Source organism: Enterobacter cloacae complex sp. P12RS, assembly GCF_014895875.1.
GTDB lineage: Bacteria > Pseudomonadota > Gammaproteobacteria > Enterobacterales > Enterobacteriaceae > Enterobacter > Enterobacter bugandensis.
The window spans coordinates 333,631-349,313 of record NZ_JADBQO010000009.1 but is presented as its reverse complement, the minus strand read 5'-3'; the positions used below and the strand labels follow the sequence as shown (position 1 = coordinate 349,313).

Annotated in this window: 18 protein-coding genes; 4 read left to right on the top strand and 14 right to left on the bottom strand. The window is 54.4% G+C overall.

What is annotated here, in order from left to right:
• The coding region (locus tag IM284_RS08305; RefSeq protein ID WP_193055763.1) for an Ig-like domain-containing protein at positions 1–1,932 on the top strand (1,932 nt) is incomplete at its 5' end.
• Positions 1,933–2,278: 346 nt separating this feature from the next.
• Positions 2,279–2,539, top strand: coding sequence for a hypothetical protein (locus IM284_RS08300; RefSeq protein WP_047367551.1), 261 nt, complete (start codon positions 2,279–2,281; stop codon positions 2,537–2,539).
• A 23-nt stretch (positions 2,540–2,562) separates the two neighbouring features.
• Here IM284_RS08300 and IM284_RS08295 read toward each other — a convergent pair whose 3' ends face one another.
• Both IM284_RS08295 and IM284_RS08290 read right to left on the bottom strand, forming a co-directional pair.
• Positions 2,563–2,760 (bottom strand): hypothetical protein, encoded by a 198-nt coding sequence (locus IM284_RS08295; RefSeq protein ID WP_047367552.1) that lies wholly within the window; start codon positions 2,758–2,760, stop codon positions 2,563–2,565.
• Complete coding sequence (locus tag IM284_RS08290) at positions 2,732–3,160, bottom strand: hypothetical protein (RefSeq protein WP_047367553.1); 429 nt, start codon at positions 3,158–3,160, stop codon at positions 2,732–2,734. The genes IM284_RS08295 and IM284_RS08290 overlap by 29 nt, the downstream gene beginning before the upstream one ends.
• 271 nt (positions 3,161–3,431) lie before the next feature.
• Here IM284_RS08290 and IM284_RS08285 point away from each other — a divergent pair, with 271 nt between their 5' ends.
• Complete coding sequence (locus tag IM284_RS08285; protein WP_131701653.1) at positions 3,432–4,346, top strand: hypothetical protein; 915 nt, start codon at positions 3,432–3,434, stop codon at positions 4,344–4,346.
• Positions 4,347–4,473: 127 nt separating this feature from the next.
• Here IM284_RS08285 and IM284_RS08280 read toward each other — a convergent pair whose 3' ends face one another.
• From IM284_RS08280 to gspG, 12 genes are all read right to left on the bottom strand, one after another.
• The gene (locus IM284_RS08280) at positions 4,474–4,962 is read right to left on the bottom strand and encodes a type II secretion system protein (protein ID WP_047367555.1); all 489 of its coding nucleotides are present in this window, start codon (positions 4,960–4,962) and stop codon (positions 4,474–4,476) included.
• A complete protein-coding gene (locus tag IM284_RS08275) occupies positions 4,949–5,311 on the bottom strand; it encodes a type II secretion system protein (RefSeq protein ID WP_080339181.1) in 363 nt (120 codons plus the stop codon). The genes IM284_RS08280 and IM284_RS08275 overlap by 14 nt, the downstream gene beginning before the upstream one ends.
• Complete coding sequence (locus tag IM284_RS08270) at positions 5,298–5,774, bottom strand: type II secretion system protein (protein WP_028012053.1); 477 nt, start codon at positions 5,772–5,774, stop codon at positions 5,298–5,300. The genes IM284_RS08275 and IM284_RS08270 overlap by 14 nt, the downstream gene beginning before the upstream one ends.
• Positions 5,774–7,567, bottom strand: a complete 1,794-nt coding sequence (locus IM284_RS08265; RefSeq protein WP_232948720.1) for a secretin N-terminal domain-containing protein — start codon at positions 7,565–7,567, stop codon at positions 5,774–5,776. The genes IM284_RS08270 and IM284_RS08265 overlap by 1 nt, the downstream gene beginning before the upstream one ends.
• Before the next feature lie 92 nt (positions 7,568–7,659).
• Positions 7,660–8,172: a hypothetical protein gene (locus IM284_RS08260; RefSeq protein ID WP_028012055.1), complete on the bottom strand. Its 513-nt coding sequence runs from the start codon at positions 8,170–8,172 to the stop codon at positions 7,660–7,662.
• A complete protein-coding gene (locus IM284_RS08255) occupies positions 8,169–8,687 on the bottom strand; it encodes a hypothetical protein (protein WP_028012056.1) in 519 nt (172 codons plus the stop codon). The genes IM284_RS08260 and IM284_RS08255 overlap by 4 nt, the downstream gene beginning before the upstream one ends.
• Positions 8,671–9,186: a hypothetical protein gene (locus tag IM284_RS08250; protein WP_047367557.1), complete on the bottom strand. Its 516-nt coding sequence runs from the start codon at positions 9,184–9,186 to the stop codon at positions 8,671–8,673. Before IM284_RS08250 ends, IM284_RS08255 begins: the two co-directional genes overlap by 17 nt.
• Positions 9,164–9,880 carry a hypothetical protein gene (locus tag IM284_RS08245; protein WP_047367558.1) on the bottom strand — a complete coding sequence of 239 codons (717 nt, stop codon included), beginning with the start codon at positions 9,878–9,880 and terminating at the stop codon, positions 9,164–9,166. Before IM284_RS08245 ends, IM284_RS08250 begins: the two co-directional genes overlap by 23 nt.
• Positions 9,864–11,483: a GspE/PulE family protein gene (locus IM284_RS08240; protein WP_052954309.1), complete on the bottom strand. Its 1,620-nt coding sequence runs from the start codon at positions 11,481–11,483 to the stop codon at positions 9,864–9,866. The genes IM284_RS08245 and IM284_RS08240 overlap by 17 nt, the downstream gene beginning before the upstream one ends.
• Positions 11,483–12,652: a type II secretion system F family protein gene (locus IM284_RS08235; RefSeq protein WP_047367559.1), complete on the bottom strand. Its 1,170-nt coding sequence runs from the start codon at positions 12,650–12,652 to the stop codon at positions 11,483–11,485. Before IM284_RS08235 ends, IM284_RS08240 begins: the two co-directional genes overlap by 1 nt.
• A complete protein-coding gene (locus IM284_RS08230; protein ID WP_032644836.1) occupies positions 12,649–13,113 on the bottom strand; it encodes a lytic transglycosylase domain-containing protein in 465 nt (154 codons plus the stop codon). The genes IM284_RS08235 and IM284_RS08230 overlap by 4 nt, the downstream gene beginning before the upstream one ends.
• Before the next feature lie 2 nt (positions 13,114–13,115).
• A complete protein-coding gene (gene gspG / locus IM284_RS08225) occupies positions 13,116–13,535 on the bottom strand; it encodes a type II secretion system major pseudopilin GspG (protein WP_047367560.1) in 420 nt (139 codons plus the stop codon).
• 316 nt (positions 13,536–13,851) lie between these two features.
• On the opposite strand from gspG, the gene IM284_RS08220 reads away from it, so the two are divergent.
• Complete coding sequence (locus IM284_RS08220) at positions 13,852–15,681, top strand: glycosyl hydrolase family 18 protein (protein ID WP_047367561.1); 1,830 nt, start codon at positions 13,852–13,854, stop codon at positions 15,679–15,681.
• The last annotated feature ends 2 nt before the right edge of the window (positions 15,682–15,683 follow it).

Below are 15,683 nucleotides of genomic sequence, written 5' to 3'. Positions count from 1 at the left end.
ACGGCAGAGACCGGGAAGGATGGTACCGTCACCGTCAGTCAGACCAGCCTGAAGGCCGGGGAGTTTCAGGTAAACGCGACCATTGGCGATAACTGGTTACACGCAAAATCTGTTCTGGTTAACTTTGTGCCAGGAAAGGTCAACCGGGTGACTTTTGTCGACGAGCCGGAAAGTGTTCAGGCGGACGGTGTCACTCATGCCACCTGGCAGATAGCGATGTTCGACAGCTTTAACAATCCAGTGCCAAATACGGCTGTAAACTGGATTTTCCCAGGGGCACTGGCGACAAAAATCGACAGCCAGAGCGATACAATGACCAACAACTCTGGGGGGGCTAAGCTGACGCTGCAAATGGGTACAGTAAAAGCGGAAAATCTGGTCGTGACCGCGAAATCGGAAAACAACGTTGAGGATTCCTCCTCGATTGCCCTGCCGCCGGTTGCAGGTAGCGTTGAACTTACGATGGCATCGACTGCACGCGTGGACGAACCTGTCACGCTCACGGTAACGGCAAAGGATAAAGGCGGAGTACTGATGCCTGGTGCTGTGGTCACGTTTAGTAGCAACCATCCGGACTGGATGGTGATAACGCCAGAAAGCGCAACAACGGGCAGCAACGGTGTAGCCACCGCCGTGGCTACCATCAGACCGGAAAAAGGGTTTGGTGCAATGGGAGGCTATACCCTCACAGCGAAAGTCAGCGAGTCAGTGAAGGATTCGAAAACGTTACAGCTCAGTGTAGGGCAAATTGATTACGCGAAGTCGAGTCTGACCCCCGTCAGTGACACGATGGTCGTTGGCAATCAGTTATCCATGCTGATAGCTATGAAGGATAAGTTTGGTAACCCTGTCAGTGGCCTGACGGGACGAATCGGCGCCGTGCTGGCCGATAGTCAGGGGAGAAACAATGGAGGATTGATCCATACTAACAGCGGGGGAATTGTTGAGACTGAAAAAGGAAACTATCCGTTCAATGTAAAAGGAACACGTGCTGATACCTATACTGTCACGCCTGTTGTAGACCGAGTTGAGTTAAGCGCGCTTAAAGCGACCGTTAAGGTGATGGCGCAAAAACCCTGGATCGCGGGTACGCCACAAATAGGCTACACCCTAACGATAGGCAAAGGTTCCGGGTTTAGTACGGCAACAGTCAACTGGAAGGTTAATGGCACAATCTACCGTTCGAGCGCCAATACCACGGTGGACAGCGCATCACTTGAGTTGACAGACACCACGCTGATAAACCAAAAGGTGAGCGTAGAAATTATCGATAGCCATAACCCATCAGTGCGGCTTGAATCAGATTCGGTCACGATTCGGGGTACACCTTCCGCGAGCGATGTGAAGATTAAGGGCGATCCAGTATATGGAAACCAAATCTCGGTGGACTATGTTTATCAAGCCAACGGCGGAGGCGATGAGAGCGGAACTCAGTATCAATGGTACTGGTCTCAGAACAGTTACGATAAATCTCCGACACCTATTCCTGGTGCAACCGGAAGAACGCTGAAGACCGATCGCGGTCAGTACGGGTTATATCTTTATGTCTCGGTCACGCCAAGGGGCAGCGCTGGCGGCTCAGGTGCTAAGGTATTTAACGACGGGTATTTCAGGGTTACAGATGCGGGTACACCTTCTGTCAGCCAACTTCATATTGAGAATGAAGCCCGGGTGGGTAATACAATTGAGGCCAGTTATATCTTCAATGCTAATGGCAGTGGTGAGGATAACTCGTTATATCAGTGGGCTTCATGGGATGAATTTAGCGGCCGTTATCGGAATTTAGACGGAGAGACCGGTAAAACGTTATACATAAAAGAAGCCTATGGATTTTTGAAAGATATCCGGGTAAGTGTTACCCCACGCGGTACTCTGGGGTCGCAAAGAACAGGCGGTACAGCCTATTCCGACCCGGTTAATATCGTCAAATAAACGCTACCAGTGTTAGCCATTAACACTTATATCAGTGTAGCGTAATTCACCTCTCGCAGGCTCCCGGAAACGGGACCTGCGGTTCGTTTTTCCCCCGGAAGGTCCCATCACAGGCCCTTTCCGCTTTGGCAAACTGTTCTGCATCATGGTTAAATAATTTGACGGCTAATGGGGGGAATGCCTGTGTTAGCGTGATGCTAATAAATACGGGAATTAAAAGTAATGCTGGATTCAGCATTTTGACAGGTGGGTTCGTTAATTCAATCTAAGGTAATGTTGTAAGCTGGGGTATGGGTTTTTCTGTGATCCTGTTAGCTGGTTCTTAACGAAAAAGAGGCTCGCATTCATGAAAAATGCTTATCCTGAAAAGCAAGCATCACTACTCATTGGTGATGCCGCCACGCAGTTATCTTTGCAGGGTATAAAAATTGATCATGTTTCGCTCAGTCATTACCTGAGTAAAAAACTTGAGTATGCCAGGCGTATTGATGATTGCTTGTATGCTGAGGTGATTGGTATTGCACTTGCAATGTTGAAGGAAAACGCCAGGCCAGTCGAACGGTTCTGTTATAACGATGAGGCGTGTCGCGATAAACCTGTCGCTTAAAAGCATGGCGTATTATTGCATTATCAGTCCTGCCTTTTGTTGCCTCGGGAAATTTTCACTTCTTCAGCAAAATCCAGAGCCTCTTTGTAATCAAAACGACGTGTCTTTGCGTTATGTCTGCCGGGTAACGGTGCCGGTATTTTCACGCCGAACAGCTTTCCTGTTGTCATCAGCGCATAAACTAATTCAGCCTCACTCACGTCGGCCATCTTTGCCATCATATTCGTCCTGATACAAAAACTTAATTTCACCTGCCTTCCTCCTTTTATAATGGTCAATAATATTGTCGAGATTGGGGAGCATAAAGTTCATGGCATCAATGGTGTCACGCCAGCCCGCCAGGGATTCATTTGCTTTTACATACCATGCGTGCTGCTCGCTTCGGGTGTGATGACCCGTGATCAAAACAAGCATGTCGGGTTTAATTCTTCTGATGAACTCCAGATACTTTACCAGATGCGTCTTCGTACCAAATGTGTCTGCATCAATAATGCAGAGCATTTTGTCTCGGGCGATAAAGTAATAGCGTGCTAATTCCGCAAGGCCCTTTTCGAATAAAAAAGAGTTCGTCCGCACACAAACCCGAATTTTTTCAGGAGTCTGTTTAATTGATTGATCCATCTTTTGTCTCGCTTATTATGGCACAAAGTATGAGATGGCTTTCAAGCCTACTCTTCCAGTCTGAATGCTGGCAAGGCAGTATATTCATTTCTCAGAATAAAATAAGGCAGAACGAGTTATGCGATTAATAAGAATTGTCTCTGCATCCGTGAGTTAAAAACAAATAAACGATGATTTTATTCAGAGTCATGTTTTACTGTCTGATACATTAAGATATGGTCACTGTTGTGCAAATTTGTACTTTTTTATATTTCTCAAAGAGGACATTTTCATGACAAAGACAGCCGTAGCATTAGCCATGCTTAGCGCTTTTTCAACGGCATCAGTATTTGCCAGTGATTATGCGCGTATGATTAACATTGAAAACCCTGACCATCTGAAAATCAGGGTTCAGAATGCTATTTATGAAGAGGGTTACGATAGCGATTTTATTCCTCATGTCTGGTTTGGTAACGAAGATAACGGCGTGATGAATATCATTGTCGATAATGGTGCGGTGCTGAACGAATCTATTGAAAAGGGCCTTAACTGCAACTATGCCATGATTGTCAGTAAAGACAACGGCGTCAACTTACAGGCAAACGGGAAAAACTGTCGTTATAAGAAAAAGAGTTACCGTTCCATTAACTCTCCGGTGATCACTATTATTAATGATTCATCTTTAACGCTTCGGCCCTATTTTTCCGTTAACGGGAATGACTTTTTTGCTGCCGCCAGCACGATCATCCCCAACGGGATCCGCATGTTCACCGGGGACAGTGGCGACTGGAAAAAACAGGGCGTTCGCCACGGGGATAACCTGAAAGTGAAATTTAGCTACACGCTGGCAGAGTCGGGTTCGCAAAAAGAGGTCGTCTGCCCGACTCTTGACACCTTAACGGAAAACCGACTTTATCGCCTTCAGGGCGGTGAGCAAAATGCGCTCTGCGTCCTTGAGAGTAATGAGATTCACATTAAAAACGATCGTATTGTTGCCGGATGGAACAAACCTCTGACTAAAGCAGAGCTGCTGCGACGGATCGAAGCCACCGCCGCAGACGATGACGTCATCATAGATATGCCAGATGACAAATACATGGCGCTCTTTACCCAGCCGGATGAATATAAAATCCCGCTGAAAGCAGGGGACGCAAAGGCGACCATTACCTTAGTGGTTAGCAAAGTTACTATTCCCGTCGCGCAGTAAAAAGGCCATCTATTAGCGAAGCGGGCAGGCAACATCTTACAGAGCCTGTTGCCTGCCCTATTCGTGCCGTTACGCCGGGCAGATCAGACTGCGTGACAGGGACATCAGGTCTCGCCACATCATTGCATTAGCGACCACAGGCCGCAGGCAGCGGGGCCTGCGGATCGCTCTCTACCTGAAATTTCCAGTCGTAATACGTTTTCGCTTTGGCAAACTGTTTTGGATCGTGACGAAAGCCGACTTTTTTCCGTGGCGTACCTTTTCCGAGACTGCGCACGCCAATCCAGCGTCCCTGAGGATCGAGGATCATCCCCCAGTTTTTACTCCCGGTTAGCGGGTCGGCGTAGTGCTGGCGCAGGTGATAAAGCGGTTTTCGCCCGCGTTTATCAATAAGCAGCTGTTCGAAACGCACGGGAAAACAGCCATCACCGTTGCCGCGGTAGGCCTGTATCGCCGCGCGGATTTGTTCGCCGCGAAATAAAAGCTCAGCCTCCTGCTGCGCCTGATAACGCATCTCCACCTCATCGCGGCTTTTCAGCAGCGACAACGCCAGCGTGGAGAGCGCAATCAGCAGCAGCAGATAGGTAAAACCTCCCTGTTGTTTAATCGAACGCATCGCGATGATCCTGACCGGGTTTAGGTGGCGTCTCGACGTCAATAATTTGCCCTTCGTCATCGGTCTTCGCCTCCCAGATATCGCGGCGGTTGGTGATGGGATCCAGCGGCATCTGGCGCAGATAACCGGCCTCGATCAGATCCTCCAGGCTGTATGGCCCCGCCAGACGATCGCGGCGGTAGTGATCGATCGCGCTGCGCAGCGCATGCAGGTTATGCTCGCGCACCACCTCTTTAGCTCTGTCCGCGTGCTGGAAAAAACGTGGAGCGACCAGGGTCATCAATGTCGCGATGATCGCCATCACCACCAGCAGCTCGATGAGCGTAAAACCTTTTTCACCATTGCGCATAGGGCACTCCATTCAGACCGCTGGCCGTACTGGTACTACTGACATCAAACACGTCTTTCCCGCCGCCGCTGAAATCGCCGGGTGGCTGCGTGGATGCGCGTAACCGCCAGGTCTCTTCATCATTTTTTCCCTCGCAATCGCACATCGGATCGCGCGGTATATGGCGCAGGAAGTAGATCATCGCGCCAGTGGGCGATGTCTTATCCCGGACGCCTTCCACCAGGCTTTTTAGTGTCGGCGGATATCCCGATTCGCTGGTTTTTTTCTCAATGATGCCGTCCACGCTTGCCTGGTGATAACGGTCAATGGCATCGCGTAGCGTGCGCAGCGACTCACGTAGCTGCGTCTCCTGCTGCCGCTGATGGTAGTTACGCATCAGCGGCGCAGCGGCAGCGGCAAGCGTGGCGAGTAGCGCCAGCGTGACGATCATTTCAATCAAGGTAAAACCGCGCTGGCGCTGCATTACGATGCTCCGTTTTCCGTCTCTGACTCATCGAGGATCGGTGGCGGCAGCGTGGCCGCCCGGTCAGGGAAATGGGCTGGCGGCGCTAGCGCCGGTGCGGTAAACCCGCTGCCCGGCTCGTCGCGCTGCAGGTCGCGCAGTTGAATGCTGTCGCCCGTTAAATCGTCGCTGCCCATCTCAATGGTACTGACGTGGCTTCCCGGTAAATCGAGGTTGCGCTCAATGGTCGGCGTAATTAACAGCACCACCTCCGTGCGCTCTTTGTTGTCGGAATTGCTGCTAAACAGGCGGCCCAGCCCCGGGATGTCACTTAATAATGGCGTTCCTTTTTGGGTCGTGGTTTCATCCTGCTTGATCAGCCCTGCCAGCATCTGGGTCTCGCCGTTCATACTGCTGAGCGTGGTATTGGCTTCGCGTTTCGTGGTGCGGTAATACTTTGCTCCGTTCTCACCGGGTTCTTCGGCGCCCAGGGCACTGAGCGTGAACTTCACCTCCATTGAGATATTGTCATCCATACTGACTTCCGGGGTGACTTCCAGCTTCAGGCCGACGTCCTGATAATCCACTTTCTGTTGCGAAATCCCGTCATTGACGGTTGTGGTCAGTACCGGGATCGTTTGACCAATATCAACCAGCGCTTTTTTATTGTTTTTCACCCGGATCCGCGGGTTGGCCAGCACTCTGGCGTTGCTCAACACCTTTTTCATGTCAATGGTCATATTGTCGATATCGACCATGATATTTTTGGCGCTCAGGTCGCCCAGCGGGATCCCGCTTCCCTTTAAATCACCTTCTTTACTTTTCGCAAAACCCGCACTGATGGTTTGCGGCAGCTTCACGCCAAGCGCTTCGAGATCGTTGGTGTTTACTTCCAGCACTTCAACGGCCAGCGTGACCTCCGCTTCAGGCCGGTCGAGCGTCACTAACAGGCGCTCCGCTTTTTCCACGTTCTCTTTTGGCCCGCGCAGGGTGACGGAGTTGGTTCGCTCATCAACGTGCACATCCTTCAGCTTGACCATATTGCGCAGGGCGACGTTGACCTCTTTTGCTTTCGCATAACCCAGGAAGATGGTTTTGACGACCACGTCGCGATAGATCTTCTCTTTTTGCGCGGTGGCGGGGTAGATCAGCAATGTATTGCTGTTCAGCACCTTCTTCCGCAGGTTATTCGACAACAGCAGCACGTTGATAGCATCTTCCGCAGTGGTGCGTTTGGCTATCAGGCTGCCGGTTGTGCTGGAGGAAATATCTTTGTCAAAAATGATATTGACCCCGGTCATCTGGCTGATGGTGTTAAAGATGGCCATCAGGCTGTGCTCGCGAAAATTAAGCGCTATCGTTTTTTGCAGTTCCCGGTTCAGACGCTGCTCCGGCTGGTTGATCCGCGACACCTCACGCATCAGGTGATCGCGCAGCGCGCGCGCCTGGGGCCAGTTGGGATCTTCTTCCAGTACCTGCTGGATTTTGTGCAGCGCGCGTGCCGGGTCGCGGGTGCTGTTAGCCACCGCCTCCTTATACAATGCGTCCAGCGCTCTACGGGCATCGAGTTTGCGTAAGCCCTGCAGGGCGCGCAGGTTGCCGGGCTCATAGGTAAGCGCATCGCGCCACATTTGCGTCGCCAGGGTGTAATTGTTCTGACGCACCGCGAGATCGGCATTTTTCAGGTAGTCATTGACCAGCTTTTTGCTGATGTCAGCCTGCTCGGCGCGAAGCGCAATATCCTGTGGGCTGGCGATGCGCTGTTGGTCTATCTCCTTAAGCCGCTTAACCAGCACCTGCGGCGAGGCGGTCACTGATTCCCGGACCGGAGGCGCCGCACGTTGTGCACAGCCGCTCAGTAGCGCGCATGACAACAAAAAAGTGAGAGCAATAGTTTTTTTCATGATTAATGTGTCGGTTCCGATTGCAGCTCATCCAGTTCCAGCCGCTGCTGGCTATGGGTGGGCTGCCATTCAAACAGGAGGTGGTCGTTCGCCACCGCTTTTAAAATCCAGTTGTTGACCGGCGAACTGCCGATCCAGATCCTGCCGTCCGCCCTGCAGCGCTCGCAGACCGGCCAGGTCTCTTTGCCATCCGTCAGCACAACGATCCTTTGACGGTTTTCCCACCAGGCACCGAGGAGCTGAAGCGGTAGCGGCGGTGCGGTTGGTGTCGCCTCTTCAGGCCGATCGTTTTCCGGCGGCTTTTCTGCTGCGTCTTGTGCCCTGCTATGTGGCGTTGAAAAGAGATCGATGCGCGTTGCGTGAGCCGTCTCCGGCTTTGCTGGCGCGGGGCGCGGGCGTGAGACCGGCTGCGCCTCAAGCGGCGCTTGCGATATCTCGTCATCGGCAAACTGGCTCCAGAAAACAGCACCGGCGGTCAGCACCAGCGCCAGCTGTAAATAGCGCGGCAGTTTCATGGCGACTCCTTCAACAGGCGAAGCTGCACGGTGGCGCTGAGCTGGCTTTCCGATGGCCCGGCGCGCCGCAGGCTTAGCTGCTCAATGCGTAACGGCAAAGTGCGGCTGAGCGTTTCCAGGGCGTCCATCAGCGGCAGATATTCACCGCGCAGCGGAATATCCAGCCGTAGCGCGGTTTTGCCGTCGTCGTTTTCCAGCTGATAGCGGCTGGCGTCGACCTTCATTCCTCGGCTCCTGAACTGCTCAAAAATGAGCCTGACCTGCTGATATTCTCCGAGGCTGATGCGGCTTTGCAGTTCCGGCTGCTGTTTATCCAGCGGCAGCGCGGTTTGTAGCTGCGCCTGGATCCGGGCAAGGTTCTCCTGCAAATGGATGGTATGCGGCCGCACGCCGCCAAGCCATAACAGCAGCAGTCCTGCGGGCAGCCCGGCGAGCACGAGCGGAACCGTTCCGATGCGCCCGGCAAATAACGCCGCCTGCCAGCGCAGCACGGCGGGTTTATTCTGAAGCCGCATGGTGCGCCTCCGTCGTCACCTTGACGTCGAGTACCGCGTTAATCGGCCAGGCAGGATCGCCCTGCGCCGACTGGCGATGGTTCTCAAGCACCACATGCGCCGGCAACTGCTGTAGCCGCTCGCTAAAGGCGAGCAGGGCGTCAAGATTGCCTGCATTCACCGTAAGCCGCGCATCGCCTTTACTGGCAATGACGTCAATATTCAGGAGCGCAATATCAGGCGTCAGTACGCTGCCGATGTTGTCCAGCAGCTTGATGGCCGGCGGGACGGCCTGCAGTTGCTGAGCCTGGCGCAACCGGCGCTGCTCCGCTTCACGCAGCTTGCGCAGCACCTGCTGCCGTTGGGCGAGCTGCTGCTGTACCTGCGACGTCTCCAGCTCAAGGCGCTGGTGCTCAAACAGGCCATACATCACGGCACCGGTGAGCGGTAAGCAGAGGAGTCCGGTTAACAGCAGCGTGCGTGCGGCCCACGGGGAACTACGCGTAAACAGCGGCGTCATGAGGACTCTCCTGTAGCGCGACTTCCTGGTGATGCTCACCGTCGGTATGAATGACGTAGCCAGGACAGTCCTGCATTCCGCTTAGCCGGGCGATAACCCGCAGCTGGGCGTCCATCTCCTGCTGTGGCAGGGTGAGTGTCCAGACGTCGCGCCAGCTGTGGTGCTGACGGCTGGCAATCCGGCTATGGTGGGGGCTCATCGCCACAAACAGGCCGTTTTCCGGCAGGGCGCGGGCGAAGTGGCTAAACAGCTTTTGAAACGGCGTGACAACACCGCGAAACCGCAGCCGCTCCCGACGCGCCAGCGCGACAAGCAGGTGCCAGCATGGTTGCTTCAGGCACGCGGCCAGCGCTGACTGCTGCCAGTTAAGGGTCTCGAAGCGCACCTGCCAGTCGACGGGCGGACTCGCGCGAAGAATCGCCTGCTGTCGGGCGAGCTGGAGCAGTTCCTGCGGTGTGGTCACGCCGTCATGCCAGGGCTGAATTAAAAACGTCAGATCGTCGGTATCGAGGTGAAACTCCACCGCATCACGCCACGGTAAGACGGAAGGGCGCAGGCGCAGCAGCGTTTCGAGCGCGGCTTCAAGAGACTCATCTGGCCGGCGTTCATGGGTGGCGAGAACCACGTTGTTGCGGCGCAACCGCACGGCATGAGGCCAGATGTCGCACTGCCAGGTGTTAGTGAGTGATAACACGGTTCACCTCCTCCCAGGTGGTTTTGCCTTCGACCACGGCGCGCAGCGCGATGGTCGAGAGCGGAACAAAACCGTCATTCAGCGCCACTTCCTTTAGCTTGCGCCGGGGCGATCGCGCCAGCATTGCCTCTTTCATCGCATCGCTGAAATGCAGCACTTCCGCCAGCGCCAGCCTGCCGCGAAAACCGCTGTCGCGGCAGGTATCGCAGCCTCGCCCTCGACGCCAGCGGGGCGTGAGCTGCTGCAGCGGTCCGGATTGCCACGCCGCGAGAAGGTCATCTGTGGGCGTGGTGTCATCAATACAGTCCGGGCAAATCTGGCGCACCAGCCGTTGCGCCACGACGCCGTTAAGGGCGGTGATCAGGCTGGCGGGCTCTACCTGCATATATAAAAAACGTTCCAGTACGCTAAAGACGTCATTGGCGTGAACCGAGGAGAGCACCACGTGGCCGGTGAGCGCCGCCTGCACGGCAATGCCGGCGGTTTCACCGTCGCGGATCTCACCCACCAGGATGATGTCCGGGTCGTGACGCAAAATGGCGCGCAGGCCGCGGGCGAAGGTGAGCCCTTTTTTATCGTTGACCGGAATTTGCAGCACGCTGTTGAGCTGGTACTCCACGGGATCTTCAATGGTGATAATTTTGCATTCACCGCTGTTGAGTTCGCTGAGTGCTGAATAGAGAGTGGTGGATTTCCCGCTCCCCGTTGGCCCGGTGACGAGCACCATACCGTGGGGCAGATGGGTTAACTGGCGAATCGCGCTCAGCGTGTGCTCATCAAAGCCGAGCGTCTCCAGGCGCAGGTTTTGATCGTGAGATTTATCCAGCACGCGCAGTACGGCATCCTCGCCATAGACGCCCGGCATGATGGACACGCGAAAATCAACAGGACGCTGGAGAATCAACGCCTTAAAGCGCCCGTCCTGAGGCGTGCGTCGTTCGGAAATGTCCATGCAGCTTAATACTTTGAGACGGGAGATCACCTGCTCCGCTTGCTGAAGCCCGGCGCAGTGGCGAATGCTGTGCAGAACGCCATCGATGCGGTACTTCACCATCAACCCATCCGCGACGGCGCAAAGATGAATATCGCTGGCGCGGCTCTGCAGGGCATCAAACAGCGTGGCGTTAACCAGCTTAATGACGGCGTGGGGTTCACTGGCGATGGCTGCTGGGGTGATCTCCAGCCACCGGGCCTCTTTATTCTCTTCACTCTGCTGCTGCTCCAGCTGATCGAGCGTGCGCTGCTGTTTTGCCAGTTCATCAAGGCGGGCATTAAGCTGAGAGAGCGGGGCGAGCGCGGGGAGCGCATTCACGTTATAGGCCCACTGGCGCAGGGCCAGTGAAAACGGATCGCCCAGCGCAACGTGGAGCTGACCGTTAACGCGCAGCGGCAATGCTCGCTGGCTGAGCGATTCGGTCAGCGGCACGGCTTCGAAATCCTCTTCGCTGTCGGCGAGCTGTGTGGGTGAGAGCGGCGTGAGCCCCAGGGAACCGGCGGCTTCTTCTAACGCGCCGGGGAAACTGTCCAGCAGTTCCGCCAGCGCCTGACAGCGCTGCTCGTCTGGCAGGTCGAAAAGGGGTTCTACAGACGGTGAGTGAGACATTATTGCAATCCTCCTGCCAGTTCAAAAATGGGCATGTACAGTAAAAACACGACGAGCCCAACGATGCCGCCAACGACCATCATCAGAATCGGTTCAAAAATTTTGCTAAAGGTTTCAATCGCGCGTTCCAGCGATTCATCATAAAAAGCGGCGATCCGCTCGCACATGGCAGGCAGTTCGCCGCTGCGCTCGCCGACCTGCAGCAGGCGGCTGGCGACAGGAGTCGTCATCTGCTGGGCTTCCAGCATGCGGGAGAGCGACTCGCCGGCGGCGACGTCGCGGATAACCTGTTCAACCTGCTGACGATGCGTGGCGGGCAGGATCTCCCGGCTCAGCATTAGCGCATCTGGCGCGGGAAGGCCGCCCTGCAGCAGCAGGCCCAGCGTGCGGTAAAAACGCACCAGCACAGAAAGCTGGTGCTGCTGGCGTAAGGCGGGAATGCGCAGCAACAAACCGAGCGCGCGCTGGCGCAGGCGCGGGCTGCGCACCGCCATCACGATGCCTGCGACCGCTGCCGCGCAACCGGCCAGCAGCAGCGAGCCATGGGTTTGCGTCAGGCGTCCCCACCAGAGGATAAGCTGTGCGCTGGCGGACGGGTTCTTCATCCCGTCAAACACCACGGAAAAACGCGGAATAATAAAGCCGAGCAGAAAGAACAGAATTATCCCGCCGGCGGCAATGACAATCGTCGGATAGAGCAGGGTTGATTTAATCCGCTTGCGCAGAATTTCCATTCTTGATTCGTAAAACTGAAAACGCTTTAGCGCTTCGGGTAAGTGTCCGGTTTGCTCAGAAGAGGCAACGGTGTTAATCAGCAGAGGCGGAAACAGTGCTGGTAACGCCATCATCGCCTGGGAGAGTTGCGCTCCTTCGTAGAGCTTTTTAATCAGCGTATCCAGAACCAGCGAGGTGCCGCCGTCGCGGCTGCTTTCGCGCAGTGCTTCGACGGCCTCGACCACGACCAGCCCGGCTTCCAGCAGAGCGATAAGCTCCTGCAAGAACAGATTCAGTGGAAAGCGTTTCTCCTTGCGGGCGGGGCGTTCCTGTACCTGCAAAACGATGCCGCCGCCGGCAATAATGCGGGCGCTGGCATCATCAGGCGACGCGGCAAGTACGGTCTGACTGACGCGTTTCCCCCCCTGGAGGATGGTGACGGTATATGGTTTCATTTTGGCGACAGTGTATGGCTCTGCCTTTTAAGGCGGGCATAATGCGGAGCCACTTTTTTTATGTATTGTTGACGAAGCGCGCGGCGCTGGGGGGTATTTGCCGTTCCGGCGTTATACGCTCCCACCGCGTCCCAGGTATAACCAAAGCGCTGGATTTGACCTGCCAGGATCCAGGCGCCGGTCATGACACTTTGGCAAGGGTCGGTTAGCAGATCTTTTTGACTAATACGAAATTTACGCAGCGCATCGAAGTGAATGCTATTGATCTGCATCAGACCGACATCCATTGAGCCATCACGATTTTTGTTGATGGCCCGGGTATTACCGTTGGATTCCACTATCGCTATCGCCTGTAATAGCTCTGGCTCAATGCCGTAACGTTCTCCCGCCAGTTGCCAGCAATCGGCCCGGCAGGAAAATACGCTGAAGATAAACAGCGAATATATGGACAGGCGCAGCATAGTCAGAACCCGTAAGTGACAGGCTTACCGTCTTTACCGCCGGCGGTTATTTCGACTTCATTAATGGCGTCTTTTGTCCGGGCGGGGTTATGCCACTGGTACGGATTGCCCCAGGGGTCTAACGGCACATGCTGGCTAAGATAAGGGCCATTCCAGTTTTGCGCGTTGGAAGGCTTTTCAGTCAGCGCTTTCAGACCTTGTGTTTCAGTTGGATAACTGCCGGTGTCGAGGCGATATTGCCCGAGTGCCTCAGCAAGCGAGCGCATCTGGCGCATGGCGGTTTTCTCCTTAGCCGAGTCGACATTTGAGAAGACTTTTGGCCCGACAAATCCTGCCAGCAGCGCAATAATCATCAGCACGACCAGCAGTTCAAGCAGGGTGAAACCACCCTGTTTTCGCATCACGTTTGTTGCATATTTCATTGAGAGCGTTCCTAGTTGGATAATAGTTGTGATTAATTCCTGAATTTTCCCTGATAAAAGAGCGGGAACACAGGTATGCCATCTTTTTTAATTGGTGAAGATGGGAAAATTAAATAAAGAAGCGTCTTACAGGATGCGAGAATTCTCCCGCGCTGTCGTTGAAGTATTTATTATAAATGCGAGAGATATTTCTTATTTAATGCGGAGGGTTTCCTGATTCACCACTCTATTATCCCCAACGATCTCGGCGCTAAAAAAAAAGACAATTTGCGAGGTAATCCACAGGACTATCATCACAAAGCAATAAGGAACTTTGATGAAAAAACTTACATTATCTCTGTTAATTGGTAGCGCACTAATGGCGCAGTCGGCTTTCGCGGCGCAGGCACCGCGAGCGGTCACCTATCTGACCTCCTGGGGCGTTCCGGTCGAGTCCGTTGAGGATATGAAAGAGGTGAAAGCGGATACGTTCCTGCTTTCATTTGGTGGCTGGGATGCAAGCGGTAAGCTGTCCAGTTCCGATAATATTGTTGCAGTACCACAATATGATCCCTGGTACATTAATGCGCCAGCCTATGTCGTGTGGAGTCAGCTGAAGCTGGCGCACCCGGAGAAAAAAATGATGCTGGCGCTCGGCGGCGAGACGTACTCCGCGATGTGGTCTTATCTGAATAACGCGCAAACGCGAGAAACGCTGGCGCAGAATCTGGTGAATCTGCTGAATACCAACTTCCCGGTATATAAAAAGAACCTGAAGCCGGAAGAGATGGTTGGCGAATGCCTGAGCGCCGACTGGCAAGGCAAATGTAATATGGCGAACTACCAGAAGGCGGGTACCGTTCAGCTTGACGGCATCGATTTTGACTTTGAAAAGCCCGATCGCGTCACGCCAGAGGAAAATGCAAACCTGCTGGATCTGGCTGAACGGGTTCGTAGCAAGCTCAATGCGTCCGGCAGCAAAAAGCTGCTGAGCCTGACCACCTATCACGTTGGTGCTGACCCGGAGAACTGCGCCAACAGCGCGGTAACCGAGAATTGTTCCTTCGTTGAGGCGGCTCGCTCTTCACACCATGGCGAAGTTCTGCCGCTGCTGACGCAGGGGAAAAACGTTTTCGATTTCTTCAACGTCATGGCCTATGACGCCGGCCCACGCTTTAAGTATGACGTGGCGATGGCTAACTACGCCCGGGCGGTGGGTGATAAGAGCAAAATCGTTCTCGGTCAGACCATCAACTCCCAGTGGGGGCCAGAAGGTCGCTTTGTTGAAAACCGACAGAACAACGTAAACCGTGCGGGCTGGCAGGCGGAAAACGGCTATGGTGGGTTCTTTATCTGGACGTTGGGTTCAAACGATCAGCAGCTGTCCATCCCGCAGCAGGTTGACTATTTCAATGAAATGAAAGAGCGCGCGGACCTGATGTCGCCTGAACGCCCTCAGGACACCGTCGCGCCAACTGCGCCAGCAGGACTGAAGGTGCTGAACAATGGCTTGACTATCTCCCTTGCCTGGCAGCCCTCCACCGATGACCGTGGCGTAGTGGGATATGACATCTACCGTAATGACATCAAAGTCGGGTCTTCAACGGACACCCAGTGGACCGATAATGCAGTAGAGACCGGCGGTGTGGTGTACCACTACAGCGTGAAAGCACGTGATGCAGCGAATAATATCTCTGAAAGCAGCAACGTGGTTAAGGTAGAAACCGTACAGGTCGAAGAGGGACGTCCTGACGCGCCAGGCGGCCTGGCCCTGGTTTCTTCGACGGAAAACAGCCTGACGGTGAAATGGAATGCGGTAGACAACGCGGTGAAATACCACGTACTACGCGATGGGGCGGAGTTACTCACCGTAAGCGGAACGCAGATCTTCGACAGCGGCCTGCGCGCGGGAACAACCTACAGCTACCAGGTGATCGCCGAAAATGCCAAAGGTCATCAGTCTCTCGCCAGTACACCTCTTAAAGCCACGACGAAAGAGGGGTCTGTAACGCCTGAGCCGGAAGGCGAGTGGAAAGTCGGTACGCGCTATAAGACTGGAGAAATTGTCACGTATAACGGCACACAGTATCGCTGCGTGCAGGGGCATACCTCTCAGTCTGACTGGGCGCCGACTGCGGCTGCGACGCTTTGGCAGCCTGTTCCTTAATC